The following is a 23,302-nucleotide window of genomic DNA, read 5'->3' on the forward strand; positions in this document are numbered from 1 at the left end:
CGCTCGTTGTGGACTCAACCTGTGCCGATCCCCGCACCTGTCTCGTCATCGCCCTCGGGCCACGCCGTGACGGCGGGCAACACGGCCGTCGGGAACTGGGACTGCACGTAGGGCCGAACCATGCCGGTCTCTGCGTCAAGGTCGGCTTCACTCCACGCGAGCCCGAGTGCGTCGCCGGATCGGATCGCCCGTGCGAGCAGATCGCGCACCGGAACGGCGTCGGCCTGATTGCCGTGGTGACGTCCCGGCTGTCCGATGTCGTACCGGTGTCGCCCCATCGGCCTTTCCCGGCTGTCTCGCGGCACGGGTACACCGGTTCCCATCACATACCCGCTCCGGATCGCGGCTGCCGCAGTAGGCACAGCTCACAGGGCATTCCGGCGTAGGCCTCGAGCACCTCGGCCGTCCCCCGCACGATCTCCACGCCGCAGTACGTCAACACCGTCTCGGGGATGCCCGCATCGATATCGACCGGCACAAGGTGGCTCGTTCGTCGCGTTTCACCGACCACACCCGGCAGGAACCGCACGATCACACTCACGAGATCAGCCACGTTCCACACCACCCTGCACACCGACGCGCCGCAGCAAGCGGGACAGCAGCCACGAACCGCGCCGGACCGGGCCGCGCGGGGCTCGTTCGGCGGTCTGTCGCGACGGGTGACCCGCTCGCACCGTCGCCGCACACTGCCGACACGGCGGCAACGGCTCACAGGTCAACGGCGCGGAAAGCACCGTCGCCCCACAGACCGCGACGTACTCACCGGAAGCGCGGCCTGCCTGCGCGCTCTCATCGGTCACCGCGTGATCCGCGCCGTGCTCGGTTGAGGTCAGCCACGTCGTCCACAACCGACCGGTTCTCTGACTCGACACTTCCTCGTCTGACACCCCGACACCTCCCACTGACGTTCAACAGCAGAAGTCAGCTTCGATCGGGTGAGGTTCACAAGGAACGACCTGTAAGCGACCTATGTCGCCCCATCGCGACCTAGACTCATCGGCGCTGACATCAGTGATACGGAGCGCAGCCGATGAGTGAAGCACCTCGCGACCACCCACCGCGCACCCTCTTAGGCGAACTCATCCGCCAACGCGGCCAGACAGCCGAGCAGTTCAGCGAGGCAGCCGAACGCTTCGCCCGCGAACACGGCATAGACGCGACGTTGAGCGTCCGGCACGTCCAACGACTGGCATCGGGACACCGCGCCGACGGCAGGCCCCTCGGACGACTCCGGCCCGTCACTCGACGCCTGCTCGAAGAGATGTTCGGCGTACCGGTCGACCGGCTGTTGCAACCGGCACCGGTTGAGCCCGGTAGGAACACCGCGACGGCGGACGTGGTGTACGAGCTGCGCGCCCGGATCGCTGCCGGGCGCACGGTGGACACCGACACCGTGGCATTGCTCCGCCGACGACTCGACATCACGCGGGTACTGGATCGCAGGCTGGGTGGAACGACTCTGCTGGGCGAACTACGCGGCCAGATCGAGCAGTTGGAACGCCTGTTGTCCGACGTACTCCGCGAACCCACCCGATCCGAACTCGCCGCACTTCTCGTAGACGCCTCGACGCTGGCCGCGTGGCAGTCGCTTGATCAAGGCGAGACCGGGCAGGCATGGACCCACTACAACCGAGCACGTGCGGCGGCACGCGAAGCCGAAAGCCGGTCGTTGGAGGCCTACGCCTCCGCAAGTCAGGCCGTCGTACTGCTCGACATCGGCGAGACCGCCGACGCCGTCGAACTCACCGACCACGCACGGCGGATCGCCACCGGCAAGGCGACACGGCTTCTTGCCGCATGGCTCGCTGCGGGACACGGGGAGGCGCTGGCAGCCGGTGGCGACGACGCGAAGAGCCTTGAGCTGTTCGACACCGCGTCCGACGCATTGCGCGCCGAGGAAGACCCGGCGGAGACGCCGTACCTCGTCTTCGACGCGACCCACCTCGCGCGGTGGCGCGGAAGCGCGCTTGCCCGACTCGGACATCACGAGGCGTACGGGGTGCTCTCCGCCGCGCTCGACAGACTTGATCCCAGCTTCATCCGCGCCGAAACAGCGCTGAGAGTCGACCTCACACACGTACACGCTTTGTACGGCGAGTGGGACGTAGCAGCCGCGCACAGAGAACGTGCGCGGCTGCTGGCACAGCAGATTGGTTCAGTACGGCAACAGAGCCGTCTCGGCTACAGCAGGAACAACCGCACAGCCGAGGCAGAGGTTCGAATCACCTAGATTCTTGCGACCCTGCCCTCTCTGAATTTCCCGAATAGCAACTATCGCATCGGACGACAACTTGACTCGGAGATCGAACTCGGCATCCGAACACTATGTCTCCAGATATCTTTTCTGCCTGCACGACATTCCCGATCGAATGGCTCGACATCGCGTTGAGTCGGCGTGGACGCAGGTACGCCGAACCATGCCGACTACCGCGACTCAGCCGAGCCGCGACCAATGCCGAACAGTGCACCGCACAAGAGATCACCAGAACGGTGAGGAAGACAACCGGAAGAAAAGCTGCCGTCAAGATCGGGAGATTTCCCAGCACGAACGCCGCAAGAGTGAAGTCGACTCCTTTATGGTCGCAACGGACAAGCCTCAATGAAGTCCGGATGCAGCGTGGACCACAAGAGTGCTCTCCTCAACAGGTGCCCCCCGGTGAGCCGATCGGGTCGGCTCACCGATCTTAGCTCTTACTCGCCGTCGACAACAGGCCTACTCGGCATCCGAGCTGCCATCAGCTCCGCTGCCTGCGCGTCTGCCTCGGGCACCCATGCCGCGTACACCCGCAGCGTGGTGGTTCCGCCGCCGCCATGGCCGAGCCGCCCCGCCACCGTGCGTAGATCCACGCCCGCCGTGATGAGCTCGGTAGCGCTGTAGTGCCGGAGCGCATGCAGGTGCGTGGCGATCTTGAGGCCGGCGGTCATCCTCGAATACCGGTGCGTGAGGCCGTCCGCGTCGCACGGTCGATCATGTGCCGGAGAGTAGGAGAAGAGGAAGACGTCATCGGCGGCGGGCGAGTCGAGTTCCCTTCTACGCTTCTCGATGCCGGCGATGTGATCGACCAACAGTCCCGTCGTCGTGGAATCCACCGAGATCCGGCGCATCTGGTGACTCTTGGTGTCCTTCTCGGAAAGGACGCCGTCTACCTTCACCAGGTTGGTTCGCACTTCGATGATCGCTCGACAGCTGTGCTTCACACAGTCGTGTTCGCCCGCCTCCGAATGATTGAACAGGACACGGGACGGCCGGAGTGCGACCAGTTCTCCGCGTCGCATTCCCGTCACCATCACCAGCCAGACCAGCATCCCCCAGCCCTCGTCCTGCTCCCATGCCTTATTGATGATGCGGGCAGCCTCTTCAGAGGTCGGCGGTTGAGGTTGGGGGCGCGGCGCGCGGGGCTTGCGGGCGGCCTCCACCGGATTGAAGGAGATCCACCCCCACCGGACAGCGGCGTTCAGTGCGCCGGACAGCACGGCGTGCACCTGTCGGACCGAGGAGACCGCCAGCGGCTTGCACACGTGCGGCCTGCACCGTGCATCGCACTCATGAGGCTTCGTCACCCGATGATCGACCCGTGTCTTCGTCTTCCGGCATCGGCGACGACAGCGCTTCAGCTCGGCGGCAAGGTCCTCGTAGACCTTCGGCCCGAGCTGCATCAAGCGCGTCAGGCTCTTCTCGCCGAGCACGGGACGGATGAAGTTCCGTGCCAGCAGGGTGTACGAACTCGCCGTGGCCTTCGCCACCTCGTGGCTGCGCAGCCACTCGTCTAAGAGCTGGTCAAGCGTCGCGTTGGTCTTCGATGTCTTGTGGTCCCGCACCTCGGCCCGCAGGCGATCACGAATCTCGATCGCCTCGTCCTCGGTCCCGGCCGATCTGGTGACCATGACCGGGTTGCCGGTGTCCTGGTCGTACCCGGTGAACACCCGCACCTGATAGCGCGTCCCTCGTGGACGGATGCCGGTGAGGTCCTTGGTCTTCTTCGTCCTGGCCATGACCAGCACGTTAGCGCCGATCTATTGGACACGAAGTTGGACAGCGACCAGTGCGGCGACCAGCAAGACGATCATGAACCGCTGCATCCGAGCTGGTGAACGCCATGTTGACCGTGGTGGGCCGCCCGGGGCTCGAACCCGGAACCTACTGATTAAAAGTCAGCAGCTCTACCGATTGAGCTAACGGCCCTCGAACGCAGTCTAGCGGGGCGACATGGGGCGGACGAAGGCATGGTAGGCGCCTGCTCGCCGCGTCGATCTCCTCGCTCACCGATGGGCCGTCAGTCCGACGACGACGGCGGCGATCTGCTTCCCTCGGCCGCGGGGAGGCTGCCGTCGTGGGGTACGAGCGCGGTCCCCTGACGTCGTGCCGGTATCACGCCGACGGGGCGGACGCGCTGCCGCCGATGACGGGGACCGAGACCAGGCCGGGGGTGCCCGGACCGAGACCAGGGCCGCCGGCGACCCGTCACATCGACGTCACCCTGGAGGCTCTCGCAGCCGAGGCGTCCATCATCTGACCGAGCTTCTCCACCGTCAACGAGATGTGCCCGTGCGTGGCGTCGAAGTAAGCCTCGACGCCGTCGACGTTCTCCGCCAGCCATCGTCCGTGTGCTGCGGGAACCGTCTTGTCCAGGCCGCCGTGCCACAGATCGACCGGAGCCTTGATGTCGCCGGGGTCGAAACCCCACGGACGAACGAGGGCGGTGACGTCGGCGATCCAACCTTCGTTCCCGTTCCGGAGCGCGTGCTCGATGCTCGCCGCGTTCTCCGTCCCGAAACCCGTCGACATCGCGGCGACGTCCACGTCGGGAAAGAGCGAGCCCAACTCGCCGTCGACCAGTTCGGTCGACTCGACGACTCTCGCTGCCGCCGACATGATGGCGACGATCTCACGGGCAGCCTGCTCACCGCCCGTCGCCACTGTGTCGAACTGGATCTGGTTCTGCGCGCCCATTCCGTCGGTGAAGTCGAGACCTGGGGCGTCGAAGGGGGCGAACGACGCACTGATGAGTACGCCCGCCACCCGCTTCGGGTCCATCGCCGCGTTCGCCAGCGCGTGCGGCCCGCCTCCGGACCAGCCGAACACATGGTATCGAGGAATCGACAGCTGCTCGAGGAGACGCACGCAGTCGTCGCCCGAGTCCGCGACCGTCCGACCGGGCGATGGAGTCGACTCCCCGTAGCCTGCCCGCGAATAGGTGATCACGCGGTACCCGCGCTTCGTCAACGGGTCTGTGATCGTGGCCATCGGGAGAGCGGAGCCGGGCATTCCATGATGGACCAGAACGGCAGGTCCGGCGTCCGGTCCCGTGATCTCGTATTCGAGTTTCCGATCAGCTGACAACGGCATTTGTCGCATCTCGCCTCCTGGCATGGGTGTCGCGGCCGACGTCGAATCGTGGGCGCGACCGCCGCCGAACAAGCGGAAGTCGATTCGAGCATTCGGCGATCACAGACTTCAGCCTAGGCGAATTCGATACGGCCAGCGAATTCGTCGATTGATAGAGCCAACGAATCGATTTGCGTGGGCACGACATCGAGGGTTACCATCATCCACGCACTCGATTGACCACAGCGAAACGAACCCTTTCTGCCCGCTTTCGTCACCGTGCCACCGGTTCGCAGACGGTCGATCGGTCATCGACATGGCGCACACGAGGTCAAAATTTCCGCCTGATCATCCTGGATACTCGGGGCGGGGAAGGCAGAATCTCCGGTACGGCCGGTTCGTCATTCCGATTCCGATGACGACGACCAGACAGGCGAGTCCGCCGGTGACGAGTGCGAACGGCGCGGAGGTCGCGCCCGCTCCCAGCCCGGCGCGGAAGTTGCCGGCCTCCGGGCCTGCGGCGCCGATGACGTGCTCGACGGCGGACACCCGGCCGCGGTGGGAGCCCGGGGCGGTCAGCTGCACCATCGCTCCCCTGGTGACGACGAAGACGGTGTCCGCGGCGCCCGCGATCGTGAGAAGCAGGAAGGCGAGCCGGCAGGGACCGCCGAGCCGAAGAGTGCCAGCGCCCCAGGTCCCGGCGGCGAGTAGTCGCACCACCCCGCTGCGGTGCAGCCGGATCACCGTCCCCGACAGCAGGCCCGCGGTGATCCCTCCGACGGCGACCGCGGTGAGGAACAGACCGAGGGTTCGCGGATCGCCGCCGAACCGCATCTCGTTGACCAGCGGGAACAGGGCGATCGGCATCGCCGACATGGTGGCGGCGAGGTCGGTGGCGAAGCATCCCCACAGCGGGGGCCTGCGTACGACCAGGCGCCAGCCGTCGATCGTCGCGCGCACGCCCGGACGATCCGGAGGTTCCCGCGGCGGCAGCGCGGGCAGTCGGATGACGCCGATCAGGGGCGCCCCGCCGGCCAGGGCCTGCACCAGATAAGCGGTGGCGAGTCCCCGTTCGGCGAGGAGCACGCCCGCGACCGCGGGGCCGAGCAGCATCGACGCTTGGAAGGAGCTGTTCTGCAGCGCCACACCTGCGGCGATCTGACCGCTCACCGACAACCGGGTCGGCATCGTCCGGCGGGCTGGAGCGCCCATCGCCCCGCGCCCCGACTGGGGCGAACACGAGCGGGAGCGAAGCCGCGTCGAAGAACGTCTGCATCGCCAGGCCGAGCGCTGCCACCGTCTGACCGACGGTGGTCCACAGAATCAGGCCGCGTCGGTCCAGCGCATCCGCCAGCGCCCGCCGCCGAAGGTGAAGAGGAGCAGCGGAACGGCGGTCGCCAATCCGATCGCACCGGTTCGGACCGGATTCCGCGTGAGCTGCCAGACCTGTAGCAACACCGCCACCGAGACGATCAGCCAGCCTGATCCCGACAGCAGCGATCCGATCCACAGTTCCCGAAAGGCACGGCTCGATCGCAGGGGTCGGACGTCGATCAGACGGTCGGCCAGACTCACCTCGGCACTCTGGAAGACGACCGCGACGACTGTGCCGTATTCACCAACCAACTATGACAGCGCTAATACGTTAGTCGACGCGGACCGCCACGGATGACTCGCCGCCACGACCTCACGCCGAGGCGAGGTGGGGGCTCACCGCGGCCGCCCGCATGCCGCGATCACGGCGACGGGGTCGCGGCGGGAATCACCATCGCGGCGGGCACGGGGCGGCCGCGCGTCCCGACCAGGCACCGGCCGGCCGCGGGACGCCCCGACCGTGTCAGTCCGCGACGACACGTCCCCTCCCGTCCCGACGCACGCCCGATCGGCGGATGCCGGACGGAACCTCGATCGTCCAGGGCTGGACAGAGCGAAGCGGGGCAGGGACGGCGGGCTCCCGCGGCCGCGCCGGTCAGCCCGAGGCCACGACCGGCGTGGCGCGCACCTTCTCGTGCCAGCCCAGTCCGGTGATCGCGGCCACCACGATCAGGAAGCCGATCCACTGCGTCAGCGACAGATCCACCCCGAGGAGCCCGACGCCGATCAGCGCCGCCGTCGCCGGGAAGGCCAGTTCCGCGAGAGTGGCGCGCGATGCGGGCGTGGCGCGCAGCCCCACGTAGTACAGGCTCAGCCCGAGCAGGCCGGGCACCACCGCCAGCAGGATCAGGCCGAGTGCGTTGTCCCAGCCGACGAGGATCGGCTCACCCTGCCAGAGCAGGACGGCGGCCGCCGCGGGCAGCCCGAATCCGAAGCGGAGCACGGTGACGTCCCTCGGTGGCATCGACGCGCTCACCATGCGCCCCAGCACGGTGCCCGCCGCCCACAACACGGCGGCGCCCAAGGCGAACAACGCGGACTGCGCCGCTGTGACCTGCACCGCGAGGGGGTCAGGGAAGCTCAACATCCAGGCACCGAGCAGCGCGGGCACGGCGAAGAACCAGTACGTCGCCCTGATCCGCTCGGCGAGCAGCCAGTAGGCGGCGAGGACGGCGAACAACGGCTGAAGCTTCTGGAGTACCAGCGGGGTGATCGCATCACCGACGGCGAACGACGCGGTGAACAACGCCGTGGCCACGGCCGAGGCGCCCACGCCGATGATGATCAGCGCGATGCGCTCCCGCCAGGAAGAGGCGGCGAACGCGCGGAGTGCCCTGGGCAGGAACGGAAGCACCAACACGACGATGATCAGGTGTTCCCAGAAGACCACCGACGCGGCGGGCAGCGCCTCGGCGAGCGGCTGCCGAAGCAACCCGTCGGTCCCCCACAACGCCGCCGCGCAGGCGACCAGCCACGTTCGGTCGGCGACGGTGCCCGACGAACTGTTCACTGCGGTTCGATTCACTCGAACAAGCTAATCACGATGATTCTTCGCATCGACGGCCGTGATCGTACGAAAGCGACGGCTACCTGCTGTTTCCACTGTGATGTTCGACATGCCCGACGGTGCGGGCAGGCACGGAGCGCTCCAGCGTGACGAGCCGGCGACGCAGGGTGCGGCAGGTGATGGTGGGACCCGTGTTGAAGAAGACGACGACCGCGCTGACCACCGTGCTGGCGGTGTGCGGGCTGGGCTGCACGCCAGCCGTCGCCGCGAGCCCCGCACCTTCGCCCGCCCCGTTCTCCTCTTTCTTCCGGATCAACACCTCGACGTTCGTCCCGCCACCCGCGAGCACCAGCGCGGTCACCTACGACCCGGTCATGGTCCCTCCCGGAGCCAAGGTCGCGGTCACCGCGTGGGGGCTCTGGGACGGCCGGACCAACATCACGTTCGGGATCACCGGACTCATTCCCGGCCACGCCTACGGCGCGCATCTGCACGAGTCGCCCTGCGGTGACGAGCCTGCCGATGCCGGGTCGCACTATCAGCACGTGATCGACCCGGTGCAGCCGTCCGTCGACCCCGCCTACGCCAACCCGCGGAACGAGGTGTGGCTCGACTTCGTCCCGGATTCCGAGGGCGAGGCCGTGGTGATGACCTCGGTCGGCTGGCGAGTCGCGGGCGACGAGCCGCGCTCGGTCGTCATCCATGCCGAGCACACCGCGACCGGTGTGGGCGAGGCGGGAACCGCGGGCGAGCGACTCGCCTGTGTCACCGTCCGAGTCTGACGGCGGGTCTTCTCCGCTTCGGGAAGGTCCGGCGGTCCTGCTCGACGGCTGCCACCCGGCCCGCCGCGCCCTCGACGCGGCGGGCACCTCGGCGCTCACCGGACGGCCTCGCCAGGCAGGCCCGTGCCCGCCCGCTGTATGAGACGGACGCCACCAGCGATAATGGCCGACGTGTCATCTCAGACCCTCTCCGCACCTGCGCTCGAAGTCGGCCCCTACACGGTCGACCCGCCCGTGGTGCTCGCTCCGATGGCGGGCATCACGAACGTCGCCTTCCGCAGGCTGTGTCGCACCTACGGGGCGGGTCTCTACGTCTGCGAGATGATCACCACTCGGGCGCTGGTCGAACGGCACCCGCAGACCATGCACATGATCAGTTTCGATCCGGAGGAGCATCCCCGGTCACTACAGCTTTACGGCGTCGATCCCGAGACGATGACGAAGGCGGTCCGGATGATCGTCGAGGAGGATCTCGCCGATCACATCGACATGAACTTCGGCTGCCCGGTGCCGAAGGTCACGCGAAAAGGCGGCGGCGCGGCATTGCCTTACAAGCGGCGACTGTTCGCCGCGATCGTCCGCGCCGCGGTGACCGAGGCCGCTCCCGCCGGGATTCCCGTGACGGTCAAGTTCCGAATCGGCATCGACGACGATCACCTCACGTTTCTCGATGCGGGTCGGATCGCCGAACAGGAAGGCGCCGCCGCGGTGGCGCTGCACGCCAGGACGGCCGCACAACGATATTCCGGAACGGCGGACTGGAACGCGATCGCCGCGTTGAAGGAGGCCGTCCGCGGCATCCCGGTGCTCGGCAACGGCGACGTCTTCAGTGCAGCCGACGCGATGCGGATGGTCCAGACGACCGGCTGCGACGGGGTCGTCGTCGGACGCGGATGCCTCGGGCGTCCGTGGCTGTTTCGCGATCTGCAGGAGGCGTTCGCGGGCAGGCCGGTTCCGGCGGGACCGGACCTGGGCGAGGTCGCCGAGGTCATGCATCGGCACGCCGTCCTGCTCGCCGCTCATCTGGGCCACGACAAGGGCCTGCGGGACCTCCGCAAGCACATGGCCTGGTACCTGCGTGGCTTCCCGATCGGCTCCGACCTGCGGCGCTCCTTCGGGATGGTGTCCGGGCTCGGCGAGTTGGAAGACCTCCTGGCCCGGCTCGACCCCACGGCGCCCTTCCCCGCGGACGCCGAGGGACCCCGAGGCAGGCAGGGCTCGGCAGGCCGGGTGTCGCTGCCCGAGGGATGGCTGGACGATCCCGAGGACTTGGCGGTGCCGCATGCGGCCGAGGTCGACAGCTCCGGAGGCTGACGGCCCGCGCGACATCGCTCGTCGGACCGGTGTGCCGAGGTTCGGACGGCGGAACGCTCGTCGCGAGGCCGGCATCCGAGGGATCACGTACAGCGCCGTGCCGGGGCAGGCCTGATCGAGTGCCGGGGCAGATCCGACTCTGAGTAGGGATCGGCCGCCTGTGTGGGGCACCGCCGACCGTGGGGGGCGGGGCGGGCCGCCTGCGTCGTCGTCTCCGTGGATCGATCGGCGACTCGCCGCCACGCCCGCTGAGAGGGCCCCGTCGTCGCCATGACATTGGGGGGCGGCGGGGCAGGCCTCGACGCGGACCGGCCCGCCGGACGGCCGCCGCGGTCGCTCTCGAGTCAGCCGTCTGGCGGCAGTGGGTGCACTGTGCGCAACCACGTCGGCGGGCGCCTGCTCCCGGCGTCCCCACGCCGAAGGCCGTCGTCGGCGCGCACCGGTTCGCGGGCGTGTACCGGGTGCGCGACGGCCGGTCCGCCGCCGCATCTCTCCCTTGGTGATGAAGGTCACTGGTTTCACTCGACCGGGGGCATCATCGGCTCCATCGCTGCTCCAACCGGGTCACCTGCTCGCGAACGGCTTGGTCGTAGCGTCTAACTCGGGTAAATGATGCTCCAACGAACGGACTAGCCCTAATGGGTTGAATGGGCTACTACCCGGTCAGCCAGACGAGCGAAACCCGCCGTCTCGCGGCCGACTGCCTCAAGCCCGACGGCGAAGCAGACGACTACTAAGACAGGTAGGGAGGTGAGTGCGGTGACCGTACTACAACCCGACATCGGCGAGTCCGATCCGGTCCGACGCGAGGCGACAGGAGAGTCGCCGACTGCCCCAGTGCCTCCGAGAGAGTCTGCCGAAGCCGTGACCACGCGGCGACACCCCGACGAGCTGACGGACAGTTCGGGGCTGGTGCGGCTGCACGAGTCGATCGCGGCGCTGCTCGCGTCGCGTGGGCAGTGGCGGCAGGCGTACCACCACCTGCGCTCCGCGCTGGACCTCGCCTCGGCCAAGGGCTCCGAGCCCATCCACGTCCCCGAACAGCTCCGCCGCGAGGTCGACCGGCTGCGTAAGGAGCACGCCGAGGTGCAGGAGCAGAGTCTTCGAGACAGCCTCACCTCGAGCTACAACCGGCGCTACCTCGACCAGCGGCTCCTCGCGCTCCCCGGTGAGATGGACGAGCGCAGCGCGGGCCTCGCCGTCGCGCTCGTCGACCTCGACTGGTTCAAGCAGGTCAACGACACCTACGGGCACCTGCTCGGCGATCGCGTGTTGCAGCGCGTCGTGGAGCTGTTGCAGGAGGGGCTGCCCGCCGGGGCGTTCTGTGCCCGATACGGCGGCGAGGAATTCGTCCTCGTGCTGCCCGACGTCGACGCCGCCACCGCCGTCGCGGTGTGCGAGACGACACGCGCCCGCATCGAACGCCATGCCTGGCAACAACTCGTGGTGGGTCTACGAGTGACCGTGAGCATCGGCCTCGCCCACGAGGAGCGCGTCGCACAGGCCGCCGGGCGGCTGCCGACAAGCCACGAGGAGCAGTTGCTCCGTGCCGACAGCCTGCTCTACACCGCGAAGCAGTCCGGCCGTAACGCCGTCGCCTATCAGGAAGACGGCGTCGCCCATCTCGCAGGTGCCGCGGCGGGCAGGCGAACCGTCGTCGCCCCCCGTGTGGTCGGCTACTACTGAGAGATCGGCGTTCGCTCGACAAGGCTTGAGAAACCGTGTAAACCGTCCGTGATTCTCCTGTCCGAACGTGGCAGGAAACACGAATAGTATCGACGGCATGGTGACCAAGCCGTAATATCATGGCGCGCTTAATCACCCGATCGGGCAGCTTGACAGTCACCCCACGTATCGGCCCAGATGCTTGCTGCGCGCGTGCGCCGCAGCGAGCGCGTTCACGAGGAAGGAGATCGGGTGCCGGACGATTATCGTGCCGACGGTTCCCGCCCGCGCCGATCGACCGCATCGCACGGCGACGACGCCGAGGCCGGAGAGGGACGCCGCCGCCGATACAGCGAGCCGCCGACCGGACGCCGCAGGCGATCCACCGACGATCCCGGCGGCATGACGGTGTCCGATCTCCTCGCCCGACACGGCGGCTCGCGGAAGGGGCGCCGCGCCGCTCCGGACCCCGACGATGAACTGGAGCGGTCGGAGCACACCTCCGACGCGGACTTCGCACCGCCGCAGGCGCACCCCTCCGTCACCGAGCGGCCCGCACCGCCGCGGACACCGCGGCGTGCTGCGCGGGAGCGGCAGCCGGAGCCGCCGCCCGAAGAACCGACCGCGCAGCATCCCATCGCTCGGTCATCTCCGAGGCCAGGTCGCCGCGGCGAGTCCGGCGGTCGCCGGCGCGCACCTGCGCCGCCCGCCGAGTCCGAGTCCGAGTTCGACCAGGCCCCGCCGCCGCACTCCTCGCCGCACCGGCAGCCCGCCGCGCAGGCGCCGCCACCGCAGCAGGGGCAACGGCCGAGGCGGCGCCCACCACTGCCGCCGCGCGGGCAGCGGCAGGCGCCGCCGCCACCCGACTTCCCGGAGGGGCGCGACTTCGGCGTCGTCCCGCTGACCGACCGGCCGCATGTCGACCGGCCGCCCGTCGACCGGCCGCCCGTCGATCACCACGAGGCGGCGTCGCAGGCGGACGAACGACCCCGGCCGCGCAGGCCTCGTCCGCCGGAGGCCGGCCTGGACACTCGGTCCGCGCCGCCGCCCGGTGATGTCCGCAGGCGTCGCCCCCGCCGGCCCGCCCCCGGCCGGGAACCGACGAGTTCGCCCGTCCATGATGGACCACAGGGCCATGCCGAGACCGTCGCACGCAGGCCGGGTCCGCCAGGACGCCCCGTGCCCCCCGGAGCGGGCGCGCCGCAGGCCGGGCCACCGCAGTCGCCCGTCCTCCCGCCGCAGCCCCCGCCACAGCCCCCGGAGCAGGCCGCGCCACCCGTCGCCGATCCTCGGCACGATCCGGGGCCGATGACGGAGGAGACTCCGCTCACCAAGCACACCCGCAACATCGACGAGACCCTCGCCCGATTCTCGGCCGTCCACGATGAGATGCAGGCCGAGCTGGCGGAGAAAGAACGTCGCCGCGGCAAACTCGGCAAGATCATCAACAAGTTCATCGATGACGAGGAGCCCTTCGACGACGGCGATCCGCCGACGACGACCATCCGGGTGGAAGAGGCGCCCAGGCGACGCTTCGGCCGCCGAGGCACACCGGCGGGCGCCGAGATCGAGGACGACGAACTCGAGGCGAAGGTCGCCGCTCCCGGCGGCGACGACGATCCGCCGCCGCCGATCGAGGCCAAGGCGGTCGTGCCGCCGCCGAAGCGAGCGCCCGCCAGCACGGCGCGACGTGCGGTCGCCGTCGTCCTCGCCTCGATGATCTTGCTCGTGACCGGCTTCGGCTGGGGCGCCCGCGGCTGGGTCGACAACCAGTTCCGGCAGATCTCGGCGCTGGACGACGACTCCGACCTGGTCAACCAGCCGGAGAAGCAGTACGGGGACGAGAACTTCCTGATCGTCGGCTCCGACAGTCGCGCGGGGGCGCAGGAGGGCGACAACGTCGGCAGCGTCGAGGACCACGACGGCGCACTGGCGGACGCCGTGATGGTCGCGCACATCCCGGCCAGTCGTGAGCGCGTCGTCGTGGTCAGCTTCGGTCGCGACCTCGAGGTGGCCCGGCCGGAATGCGAACGTTGGGACTCCCACACCGGCGACTACCTCGGCGAGACGATCCCACCCGCGGAGTTCGCCCAGCTCAACGAGGTGTACGGCATCGGCGGCCCGCAGTGTCTGCGCAAGGTCGTGCAGAGCATCTCCGGCCTGAGCTTCAGCCACTTCGTCGGCATCGACTTCAACGGCTTCCGCGACATGGTCGACGCCGTCGACGGCGTCGAGATCTGCACCCCGACCCCGCTGATCGACCGGGAGCTCGGCGTCGTCATCCCGAACCCGGGCCCCCAGGTCATCGACGGTGCCGCCGCGTTGAACTACGTCCGAGCCAGGAAGATCGAGGGCGACCCGACCTCGGACTACGGCAGGATGCACCGGCAGCAGCTGTTCCTCTCCTCCCTGCTGCGCAAGGTGATGTCCTCGGAGGTACTGCTCGACCCCGGCCAGCTGACCGGTTTCGTGCACGCCTTCGCCCGGAACACCTTCGGGGAGAACCTCTCGGTGGACGGCCTGATGACGTTGGCGCAGTCGTTGCAGTCGTTGCAGACCGGCCGGATCACCTTCGTGACCCTGCCGACCGTCGGCACTCCCAATGAGCGCAACAGCGAGGTCATGCGGCCGGACGACGTGGACGCCCTGTTCCAGGCGATCATCGACGATCAGCCGCTGCCGGACGAGGCGCCGCTGCCCGGCCAGGAGAGCGAGCCGTCCGACTCGGACAACGCAGGCGCGGCTGCCGGTGAGGACGGCGCGGGATCGGCGGACTCGGCGGAGCTCGTGTCGCCGGACGGCATCCGGATCCAGGTGCTCAACGGCAGCGAGTTGAGCGGAGCGTCGCGTACCGTCGCGACCGCGCTGGGAGAGCTCGGCTTCGACGTGGTGTTCTACGGCAACGCGCCCGCACCGGTCGACCAGACCACCGTTCGCTACGCCCCGCAGCGGGCGGCGGAGGCGGCCACGCTCGCGGCGACGCTGAACAACGCCGTGTTGGAGGAGGACCCCTCCTTGGGTGGCGCGGTCGTCTTACTGATCGGCCCCGACTACGACGGCGACGTGTCGGCGCCGAGCCGCGGCACCTCCGCAGGCGGCGTGAACATCAGCCCGTCCTCGCTGTCGGCGGCGGGCAGCCCCGAAGGCGGAGAAGGCGGAGAAGGCGGAGCAGACGGCGAGCCCTCCGGCGTGCCGGACAACCTCGCCACCATCAACGCGGAGAACTCCGACTGCTCGTTCTGGCAGGGGGGCTGAGGACGTCCGACGACATGCCTTCACCGGTTGTTCACCCAGGTGGCGGATGTGACGGCCTACGATCACGTAGGGTGTCGGTATGCGTGAGGCCTACCGTGACCAGCTTGGACAGCTCGCCGACGCCCTTGCCGAGATGTGCGGCATGGCGACGACCGCGATCGAGTTGGCCACCCAGGCCTTGCTGACCGCCGATCTGACGCTGGCGGAGCAGGTCATCGCCGACGACGCGAAGATCGACGAGGCGCGGAGTCAGGGCGAGGAGCATGCCTTCGCACTGCTCGCCCTCCAGGCTCCGGTCGCGGGCGACCTGCGCAATGTCGTGGCCGCCCTGCACGCGGCCGAGAGCCTGGAGCGGATGGGCGATCTGGCGCTGCACGTCGCCAAGACCGCGCGCCGTCGCCATCCGCAGGCCGTGCTGCCGGACGAGGTCGCGCCGTACTTCGTCGAGATGGGCCGCGTCGCAGGCGAGCTGGGCAAGCAGGCCGAGCAGGTCATCCGGACCAGAAGCGTGAGCCTTGCCCGACAGCTCGAGGACGCCGACGACGAGATGGACGACCTCCACCGGCACCTGTTCACCGTCCTCATGCAGAAGGACTGGAAGCACGGGCTGCCGGCCGCCGTCGACATCACCCTGCTCGGCCGCTTCTACGAGCGGTTCGCCGACCACGCCGTCTCGGTCGCACGCCGCGTCGTCTTCGTGGTCACCGGGGAACACCCGCAGCAGGCCGACAGCGGCGCCTGACCGGCAGCACCGCCGGCGTTTCTCCCCGACCGCGCGGAGTCGCTCTGCGATGCTGTGCCCGGTCGTCGGCCTGGTCGTCATCGGCCCGGCCGGCATCGGCCGAAGTAGGTCGCAGGTCGGGAGGCAGCCGTGGGACACAACTCGGCCCTGGATCGTCGGCTTCTAGGCGGCGAGCTGCGCGCCCTCCGCGAGGCGGCGGGTCGGACACACCGCGAGGTCGCCGACCATCTCGACTGTTCGCAGGGCAAGATCAGTCAGATCGAGCTGGGCAAGGTTCCGGTGCGCACGTCGGATGTGCGGCTCATGCTGGAGTTCTACGGCGCGCCGGACGAGCTGGTCGACCGGCTGCGCGGGCTCGCGGTCGAATCGAAGAAGACCGGGTGGTGGCAGCCGTACACCAAGGTCATGCAACCCGGCTTCGACACCTACATCGGTCTCGAGTCGGCCGCCCGCCGAGTGCTCGCCTTCCATTCGGATCTCGTTCCCGCGCTGTTGCAGACCCATGACTACGCCCGCGCCGTGCTCGGTGCGGGGACCGCGTCGTCGGCGACGATCGCGCTCCTGCTGGATGCGCTCGACAAGCGGCAGGAACGGCTGACCGGCGGCACGCCGCTGGACTACTCCGTCCTGCTGGACGAGGCGACACTGCATCGGGTCGTCGGGAGCGCCGTGGTGCAGCGAGCGCAGTTGGAACACCTGGTGTTGATGTCCTACCGCCGGAATGTGAGCGTCCGGGTGGTGCCCTTCGGCGCGGGTGCGCACCCGCTGGTCGGCGACAACGTGTCGCTGGTCGAGGTGCCCGATCCGGCCGCGCCGAACGTCGTGTGTCTGCAGAACTCCGCGAGCTGCACGTACCTGGACAAGCCTGCTCAGACGCGCCGATACGTCACCGCGTTCAGCAGGCTCGACGAGTCGGCCCTGGACGCGCGTGAGTCCGGCAGGCTGATCGCCGAGGTCGCCGACGCCCTGCCGAGTTGATCCGGTTGGCGTGACCCGCGGGCCGGGCCGCCGTAGGTCTGCTCAGGCCTCGTCGGCACGGCGCCGCTGCGATCGTGATCTCAGGACGATCCGCCGTGCACGCCGGATCGCGACCCTCCAGGCTCTCGCGTGGGCGGCCGGATGCGGTACCCGACTCAGCCGAACCGGCCCGAGATGTAGTCCTCGGTAGCCTTCTCGGTGGGGTTGGAGAAGATCCGGCTCGTCTCGTCGATCTCCACCAGCCTGCCGGGCTGCCCGACACCAGGCAGGTTGAAGAACGCGGTCTGATCGCTCACCCGTGCCGCCTGCTGCATGTTGTGCGTGACGATGACGATGGTGAAGTCCTGCTTCAGCTCCGTGATCAGGTCCTCGATCGCCAGCGTCGAGATCGGGTCGAGCGCCGAGCACGGCTCGTCCATCAGCAGGACGTCGGGCTGAATCGCGATGGCGCGCGCGATGCACAGCCGCTGCTGCTGGCCGCCGGACAGGCTGCCGCCGGGGCGGTTGAGCCGGTCCTTGACCTCCTCCCACAGGTTCGCGCCGCGCAAGGAGCGCTCGCAGACCTCGTCGAGCTCGTTCTTGTTCTTGGTGCCCGCGAGTCGCAGGCCCGCGACCACGTTGTCCCGGATGGACATCGTCGGGAAGGGGTTCGGCCGCTGGAAGACCATGCCGATGGTCCGACGCACCGCCACCGGGTCGACCGAGTTCGCGTACACGTCCTCGCCGTCGAGCAGCACCTGGCCCTCGACCCGGGCGCCCGGGATCACCTCGTGCATCCGGTTCAACGACCGCAGCACGGTGGACTTGCCGCAGCCGGACGGCCCGATGAAGGCCGTCACCCCGCGCGGCGGCACGGCCACGGTCACATCCTGCACGGCATGGAATTTGCCGTAGTAGATGTTGAGGTCCTTGACGTCGATGCGCTTGGCCATCTGAATCCGTGCCCCGCCTACTTGGTCTTGACCGACGACAGCCGCGAGATGATCGTGGCCGCGAGGTTGAACAACATGATGATGAAGATGAGGGTCATCGCCGCGCCCCAGGTGCGGTTGAAGCCGGCGGCCTCGGGATTGGCGAACTGGGTGGTGATCAGCAGCGGCAGGTTCGCCATCGGACCCGAGAAGAGGTCGTGGCTGATCGAGGGCGAGTACGCCACGAGCACCAGCGCGGGCGCCGTCTCCCCCATCACCCGGGCCATGCCGAGCATGGCTCCGGTGACGATGCCCGACATCGCGGTCGGCAGGACCACCTTCATGATGGTCTTCCACTTGGGGATGCCGAGCGCGTAGGAGGCCTCCCGCAGCTCGTTCGGGACGATGCGCAGCATCTCCTCGGTGGTACGGATCACCATCGGGATCATCAGCAGCATCAGGGCGAGACACATCGCGAAGGCGCTGCGATCGAAGCCGAACATGGTGATCCAGACCGCGTAGATGAACATCGCCGCGACGATCGAGGGCACGCCGCTGAGGATGTCGACCATGAAGGTGGTGACCTTCGCAAGCCGGGAACCCGCGCCGTACTCGACGAGGTAGATCCCGACGAGGACGCCGATCGGGATCGACAGCACGCCGGTGACCAGGCCCTGGAGCACGGTGCCGACGATCGCGTGGTTGGCTCCGCCGATGTCCTCGTTGGCCCGGACACCCGCGAGCGAGTACTGCCACCAGTCCGCGCGGAGGAAGGGCTCGATGCCTCGGGAGACGACCGAGTAGAGCACCCAGATCAGTGGGATGACCGCGATCAGGAAGCAGAGCCACACCACGACCCTGGCGACGACGTCCTTGGTGCGGCGCGCCGTGCTGACTCCCTGGAAGGCCGGAGGCTGAGCGGGTCGGTCCAGCTCAGAGGTGCTGAGACTCATGACCGTTCCTTCTTCCCACCGACGATCGACCTGGCCACCGCGTTGACCAGGAACGTGAGCACGAACAGGACCAGACCGGCGGCGATGTAGGCGCCGATGGACAGCGGATTGCTGAACTCGGCGGAGGCCGCCGCGATCCGGGAGGCGATGGTGGCGCCGCCGTCGAAGACGCTGAACGACGGGGCCGACGTGGTGGAGGACAGGATCAGGAACAACGCCACCGTCTCGCCGAGCGCCCTGCCCAGGCCGAGCATGGCGGCGCTGACGTAACCGGACTTGCCGAAGGGCCAGACCGTGGTGCGCACGACCTCCCACTTGGTCGCGCCCAGCGCCAACGCGCCCTCGATGTGCTCTCGGGGCGTGCGCTCGAACACCTCACGGCTGATGGCGGTGATGATCGGCAGCAGCATCACCGCGACCACGACGCCCGCGGTGAAGATGTTCCCCGCCCCCGCGATGCTGACGTTGCCCTGCTCGAAGATCGGAATGAACGACAGATTGGTGTTCAGCCATTCGGCCACCGGCACCATCGCGGGGCCGATCACCTGGATGCCCCACAGACCGAAGATCACCGACGGCACCGCTGCCAGCAGGTCGACGATGTAGGCGAACGGCCGGGCCAGGCTTCTCGGCGCGTACTGCGTGAGAAACAGCGCGATGCCGAGGGAGACCGGCATGGCCAGCACCAGCGCCAGCAGCGACACCGACACGGTCGTGTAGAGCAGATAGAGGATGCCGAACCGGAGATCGTTCGGGTTGGAGGCGTTCCAGTCTCCGGAGAACAGGAAGCTGCTCTGGTTCGCTGCGAGCGACGGGATGGCCTGCAACAGCAGGAACAGGCCGATCGCGCCGATCAGGACGACGACGAACGTGCCAGAGCCGAGCGCGAAGCCTCGGAAGATCCGGTCGCCCGGACGGCGGACGGGTTTGCTCGAAGTGTCGACTGCCGTGCTGATGGGTTCCTCCGGAGCATCCGGTGACGGGGCGGAGCCGCTCCCTGTTACCAGAGAGCGGCCCCGGCGCGTCGAGTCGCTCATTGCGTCTCGCTCAGTTTCTCTTACCCGATCGGGCTAATGCCTGACGGGTCAGGCGATCTCGTCGATCGCGGTCAGCAGGCGCTCCTGGAACTCGGCGGGGAGCGGCGTGTAGCCGATCTCGGAGAGGTTCTCCTGGCCGGTGGTGGCGGCCACGCTGAGGAACGACTTGACGCCTGCGGCCACCTCGGGGTCCTCGTACTCGGAGCAGACGATCTCGTAGGTCGCCATCGTGATGGGGTACGCGCCGGCCTCGGTGGTGCCGAACACCGACTCGAGGTCGATGGTCAGGTCGTTGCCCTCACCGGTGATCTCGGCACCGGTGATCGCCGCGCCCACGGTCTCGTCGGTCAGGGGCACCGGGCCGCTGCCCGTGTCGATCTGGGCGATGCCCAGGTCGGCGTTGTTCGCGAAGGAGACCTCGACGTAGGTGATGCCGCCCTCGGTGCTGGACACCGCCTCCGCGACACCCTGGGACTGGCCGCGGCCCTCGCCGACGCCGCCCGCGAAGGTCTCGCCCTCGCCCTGGGTCCACGCGCCGTTGGTGCCGACGGTCAGGTAGTCCTGGAAGTTGCCGGTGGTGCCGGACTCGTCGCTGCGGTAGAAGACGGTGATCGGGGTGTCCGGCAGCTCCACACCCTCGTTGGCGGCGGCGATGGCCTCGTCGTCCCAGGTGGTGATGGTGCCGTTGAAGATGTGGGCCACGACCTCGCTGGGCAGCACGAGCTCGTCGACACCGGGCAGGTTGTAGGTGACCGCGACCGGGCTGAAGACCAGGGGCAGGTGCCAGGCGGGGCTGCCACACCGCTCCTCGGCCTGCGCCCGCTCCTCCTCGTCCATCGCGGAGTCGGAACCCGCGAACATGACCTGGCCGGCGATGAACTGACGACGGCCCGAGCCGGAGCCGTTCGGGTTGTAGGCCAGGCTCTGTCCGGCGCACTCACCGCTGAACACCGCGGCGAACTCGTCGATGGCGTTCGCCTGCGAGGACGCGCCCTCGGCGACGATCTGGTCGACGCCGCCGCACTCGGCGGACGTCGGCTCCCCGCCGGTCGACCCGCTGTCGCCGTTCGCGTCCTGGGCCGCGTTGTCGGAGCCACAGGCCGAGAGCAGCAGCGCACTCGCCGCCACCAGCCCGAGAGCAGCAGAGTGCCGCTTGATCTTCACAGTGTTCCTCCAGTGCGAAGCCTGCACGTTCATCGAGCGGCAGGTCGCCGCCCGATGCGAAGGTAGGCAGCCGGGGTGGACGACGGCCGCTGAAGAGGTGAACGCAAGGTGAACAAGACACGGGAAGTGACTGGACCCACCACTAGTGGCCGTATCGCGTAGCCTGGTCGTGACCTGTGCGTTTGCTCTCCGTAATGTGACCGGGCAGCACCGCGGCTATCGGCCGAACTGGATGTCGCTGTCACGGTGGGTGAAGCCCAGCCGCTCGTAGACACGGATCGCCGCCGGGTTGTCCGCCTCGACGTACAGCATCGTGTGACGCAGTCCTCGATCAGCCAGATGCCGTAGTCCTGCCCTGGTGAGAAGGCCGCCGAGCCCTCGCCCCTGAGCATCCGGGTCGACGCCGACCACGTACACCTCGCCGACGGCGTCCCCAGCCGCGGCACCCGGTGGATGCACCTTGGTCCAGTGGAAGCCGAGCAGGCCGCCGTCGGAGTCGACGGCCAGCAGGAAGCCCGCCGGATCGAACCAGGTCTCCGACTCCTTCTCGACGAGGTCGGCCTCCGACATCCCGCCCTGCTCCGGATGCCAGGAGAAGGCCCGTCGATTGACCTCGACGACGGCGGCCTCGTCACCGCCGACCTGGAACGGTCTGATCGACACGTCCGAGGGAGCCGAGACGTCACCGGGCGGGTGTTCGGTCAGGTCGACCCACATGCGCCGCAGCTCGCGAACGGTATGGAAGCCGAAACGCCGGGCCAGCCTGCTCGCCGCGGGGTGGCCGCTGTGCGACCAGACGAGGAGCGAGGCGGGCGTGACGGGCGGCTCGTCGGCTGCGGGCTCCGCAGGCTGCTCCGGCAGTCCAATGCGTTCAAGCAGGGCACGAACGAGCGCGGTGCCCACGCCGCCGCGCCGGGCGGCGGGTCGGACCGCGAGTTCGGCGACCGGCCTGCCCTCGCTGTCGGTCTCGGTGTCGAGCTGCGCGTAACCCACCAGGCCGCCGCCGGATTCGCGAACCAGGAAGTGCTCCGTCCCGCCCACGTCGGCCCGGACCTGTTCCACCTGCACCGCGGCCGGGCCACGCCGCCGCAGCGCGGCCAGTCCCCGTTCCGAGACGGGGGCTCGCCCGTCCGCCTTCGTCGCCTCGGTGAGCAGTGAGATCACCTCGTCGGCGACCTCGTCGACAAGACCGTTGTGCCAGCTCGTGATCGTCACGCGCTCCACGGTAACCCGCCGCCGGGCCGGGGACCGGCAGACCGCCGACTGCGACCTTGTCGCAGGGCGCAGGCTCACACCTTGGAGTGGATCACCCGGCGATTCGTGGCCGCAGAGGACACGACACGGGCATCATTCGAACATGGGTTCGATGAAATGTGGAACGCGAGGGCCAGCACACTACGGGCTTCCCGCAGACGATCCTGGCGGCCCGGCGGGCTGCGTGAGCGGTGCCGGAGCAGGCCGCCGAGTCAGCGGCGGGCCGCCGCCGGACGAACGATCGACTCGCCGGTGGCGCCGGCGAGCAGGTCGGACGAGTCGGCGCCGTACCGGGCGAGCCGGTGCCCGGACCGATGCTCGGCGGGCACCGATGCCTGGCCGCCGGGCCGGACGAACTTGTAGCCGACGTTGCGGACCGTGCCGATCAACTGCTCGTGCTCCGGCCCGAGCTTCGCCCGCAGCCGCCGCACATGGACGTCCACCGTCCTGGCACCGCCGAAGAAGTCGTACCCCCACACCTCCTGCAGGAGCTGCGAACGGGTGAAGACGCGACCCGCGTGCTGGGCGAGATACTTCAGGAGCTCGAACTCCTTGTAGGTCAGCTCCATCGGCCTGCCTCGGAGCCGCGCCGTGTACGTGGCCTCCTCGATCATCAGCTCCCCGAAGCTCAGGATCTCGCCTTCGGACCGCGCCTCCCGCTCGGCCCTCCCGTGCAGGAGACGCAGTCGGGCGTCGACCTCCGCCGGGCCTGCCGTCGGAAGCAGGATCTCGGCCACGCCCCAGTCCGCGTTGACGGCAACGAGGCTGCCTTCGCCGATGACCGCGACGACGGGGGCGGCGATCTCGGCCGCCGCGAGCTGGCCGCAGAGCCTGCGGGCGGCGACGAGGTCCTGGGTGCCGTCGACCAGGACGGCATCATGGGGGCGACGTTCGAGAAGGCCCACGATCTCCGGCGTGCCGAGCTGGACCGAGTGCGGCAGCAGGGGGAGCGCGGGCAGTACCGCCCCCGCGTTCGGCGCGGAGGTCAGAAGCAGGAGTTCCAGGCTGGACATGTCGGGGCTCCTTCCCGCCGGGCAGCG

19 protein-coding genes and 1 tRNA gene are annotated in these 23,302 nt (G+C 68.8%); 7 read left to right on the plus strand and 13 right to left on the minus strand.

All coding sequences use genetic code 11. The features are described from left to right. Positions 1–322: 322 nt before the first annotated feature. A complete protein-coding gene (locus AHOG_RS26930; protein WP_245856468.1) occupies positions 323–553 on the minus strand; it encodes a hypothetical protein in 231 nt (76 codons plus the stop codon). Positions 554–1,030: 477 nt separating this feature from the next. Between AHOG_RS26930 and AHOG_RS26940 the strand changes: the two genes are divergently transcribed. Continuing rightward, complete coding sequence (locus AHOG_RS26940; RefSeq protein WP_157737065.1) at positions 1,031–2,230, plus strand: NsdA family TPR-like regulatory protein; 1,200 nt, start codon at positions 1,031–1,033, stop codon at positions 2,228–2,230. Between the two features lie 461 nt (positions 2,231–2,691). On the opposite strand, the gene AHOG_RS26945 is transcribed toward AHOG_RS26940, so the two are convergent. The 6 genes from AHOG_RS26945 to AHOG_RS26965 all read right to left on the minus strand — a co-directional run bounded on the left by AHOG_RS26945 (position 2,692) and on the right by AHOG_RS26965 (position 8,225). Continuing rightward, complete coding sequence (locus AHOG_RS26945) at positions 2,692–3,993, minus strand: tyrosine-type recombinase/integrase (RefSeq protein WP_093943807.1); 1,302 nt, start codon at positions 3,991–3,993, stop codon at positions 2,692–2,694. Between the two features lie 114 nt (positions 3,994–4,107). After that, positions 4,108–4,183 (minus strand) — tRNA-Lys (locus AHOG_RS26950). Positions 4,184–4,462: 279 nt separating this feature from the next. Further along, positions 4,463–5,371: an alpha/beta hydrolase gene (locus tag AHOG_RS26955; protein WP_311770183.1), complete on the minus strand. Its 909-nt coding sequence runs from the start codon at positions 5,369–5,371 to the stop codon at positions 4,463–4,465. Positions 5,372–5,674: 303 nt separating this feature from the next. After that, entirely contained in the window at positions 5,675–6,538 is an 864-nt protein-coding gene (locus AHOG_RS26960) for an MFS transporter (RefSeq protein WP_311770184.1), read from the minus strand. A gap of 111 nt (positions 6,539–6,649) precedes the next feature. Continuing rightward, on the minus strand, positions 6,650–6,901 hold the full coding sequence (locus AHOG_RS30400; RefSeq protein WP_311770185.1) for a hypothetical protein: 252 nt from the start codon (positions 6,899–6,901) through the stop codon (positions 6,650–6,652). Between the two features lie 394 nt (positions 6,902–7,295). Continuing rightward, positions 7,296–8,225, minus strand: coding sequence for a DMT family transporter (locus AHOG_RS26965; RefSeq protein ID WP_245856470.1), 930 nt, complete (start codon positions 8,223–8,225; stop codon positions 7,296–7,298). 161 nt (positions 8,226–8,386) lie between these two features. Here AHOG_RS26965 and AHOG_RS26970 point away from each other — a divergent pair, with 161 nt between their 5' ends. The 6 genes from AHOG_RS26970 to AHOG_RS27005 all read left to right on the plus strand — a co-directional run bounded on the left by AHOG_RS26970 (position 8,387) and on the right by AHOG_RS27005 (position 16,943). After that, positions 8,387–8,989, plus strand: coding sequence for a superoxide dismutase family protein (locus tag AHOG_RS26970; RefSeq protein ID WP_093944859.1), 603 nt, complete (start codon positions 8,387–8,389; stop codon positions 8,987–8,989). Positions 8,990–9,151: 162 nt separating this feature from the next. Then, on the plus strand, positions 9,152–10,303 hold the full coding sequence (gene dusB / locus AHOG_RS26975; protein ID WP_093943809.1) for a tRNA dihydrouridine synthase DusB: 1,152 nt from the start codon (positions 9,152–9,154) through the stop codon (positions 10,301–10,303). A gap of 864 nt (positions 10,304–11,167) precedes the next feature. Beyond that, a complete protein-coding gene (locus AHOG_RS26980; RefSeq protein ID WP_245856471.1) occupies positions 11,168–11,989 on the plus strand; it encodes a GGDEF domain-containing protein in 822 nt (273 codons plus the stop codon). Positions 11,990–13,276: 1,287 nt separating this feature from the next. Beyond that, positions 13,277–15,223, plus strand: coding sequence for an LCP family protein (locus AHOG_RS29195; protein ID WP_093943813.1), 1,947 nt, complete (start codon positions 13,277–13,279; stop codon positions 15,221–15,223). Positions 15,224–15,302: 79 nt separating this feature from the next. Beyond that, positions 15,303–15,965 carry a phosphate signaling complex protein PhoU gene (phoU, locus tag AHOG_RS27000; protein WP_093943814.1) on the plus strand — a complete coding sequence of 221 codons (663 nt, stop codon included), beginning with the start codon at positions 15,303–15,305 and terminating at the stop codon, positions 15,963–15,965. Between the two features lie 129 nt (positions 15,966–16,094). Continuing rightward, positions 16,095–16,943 (plus strand): helix-turn-helix domain-containing protein, encoded by an 849-nt coding sequence (locus tag AHOG_RS27005; protein ID WP_245856472.1) that lies wholly within the window; start codon positions 16,095–16,097, stop codon positions 16,941–16,943. Between the two features lie 155 nt (positions 16,944–17,098). Here the strand turns inward: AHOG_RS27005 and pstB are convergent, their stop codons facing one another. The 6 genes from pstB to AHOG_RS27035 all read right to left on the minus strand — a co-directional run bounded on the left by pstB (position 17,099) and on the right by AHOG_RS27035 (position 23,275). After that, entirely contained in the window at positions 17,099–17,875 is a 777-nt protein-coding gene (gene pstB / locus AHOG_RS27010; protein WP_093943815.1) for a phosphate ABC transporter ATP-binding protein PstB, read from the minus strand. Positions 17,876–17,892: 17 nt separating this feature from the next. Next, positions 17,893–18,807, minus strand: coding sequence for a phosphate ABC transporter permease PstA (gene pstA / locus AHOG_RS27015; RefSeq protein WP_093943816.1), 915 nt, complete (start codon positions 18,805–18,807; stop codon positions 17,893–17,895). Continuing rightward, positions 18,804–19,844, minus strand: a complete 1,041-nt coding sequence (gene pstC / locus AHOG_RS27020) for a phosphate ABC transporter permease subunit PstC (RefSeq protein ID WP_093943817.1) — start codon at positions 19,842–19,844, stop codon at positions 18,804–18,806. Before pstC ends, pstA begins: the two co-directional genes overlap by 4 nt. A gap of 48 nt (positions 19,845–19,892) precedes the next feature. Beyond that, on the minus strand, positions 19,893–21,008 hold the full coding sequence (gene pstS, locus AHOG_RS27025; protein ID WP_093943818.1) for a phosphate ABC transporter substrate-binding protein PstS: 1,116 nt from the start codon (positions 21,006–21,008) through the stop codon (positions 19,893–19,895). Positions 21,009–21,224: 216 nt separating this feature from the next. Next, positions 21,225–22,223 carry a mycothiol synthase gene (gene mshD, locus AHOG_RS27030; protein ID WP_093943819.1) on the minus strand — a complete coding sequence of 333 codons (999 nt, stop codon included), beginning with the start codon at positions 22,221–22,223 and terminating at the stop codon, positions 21,225–21,227. A 251-nt stretch (positions 22,224–22,474) separates the two neighbouring features. Continuing rightward, a complete protein-coding gene (locus AHOG_RS27035) occupies positions 22,475–23,275 on the minus strand; it encodes a winged helix-turn-helix transcriptional regulator (RefSeq protein WP_169725912.1) in 801 nt (266 codons plus the stop codon). Between the last annotated feature and the right edge of the window lie 27 nt (positions 23,276–23,302).

It is taken from the genome of Actinoalloteichus hoggarensis, from assembly GCF_002234535.1.
Lineage (GTDB): Bacteria > Actinomycetota > Actinomycetes > Mycobacteriales > Pseudonocardiaceae > Actinoalloteichus_A > Actinoalloteichus_A hoggarensis.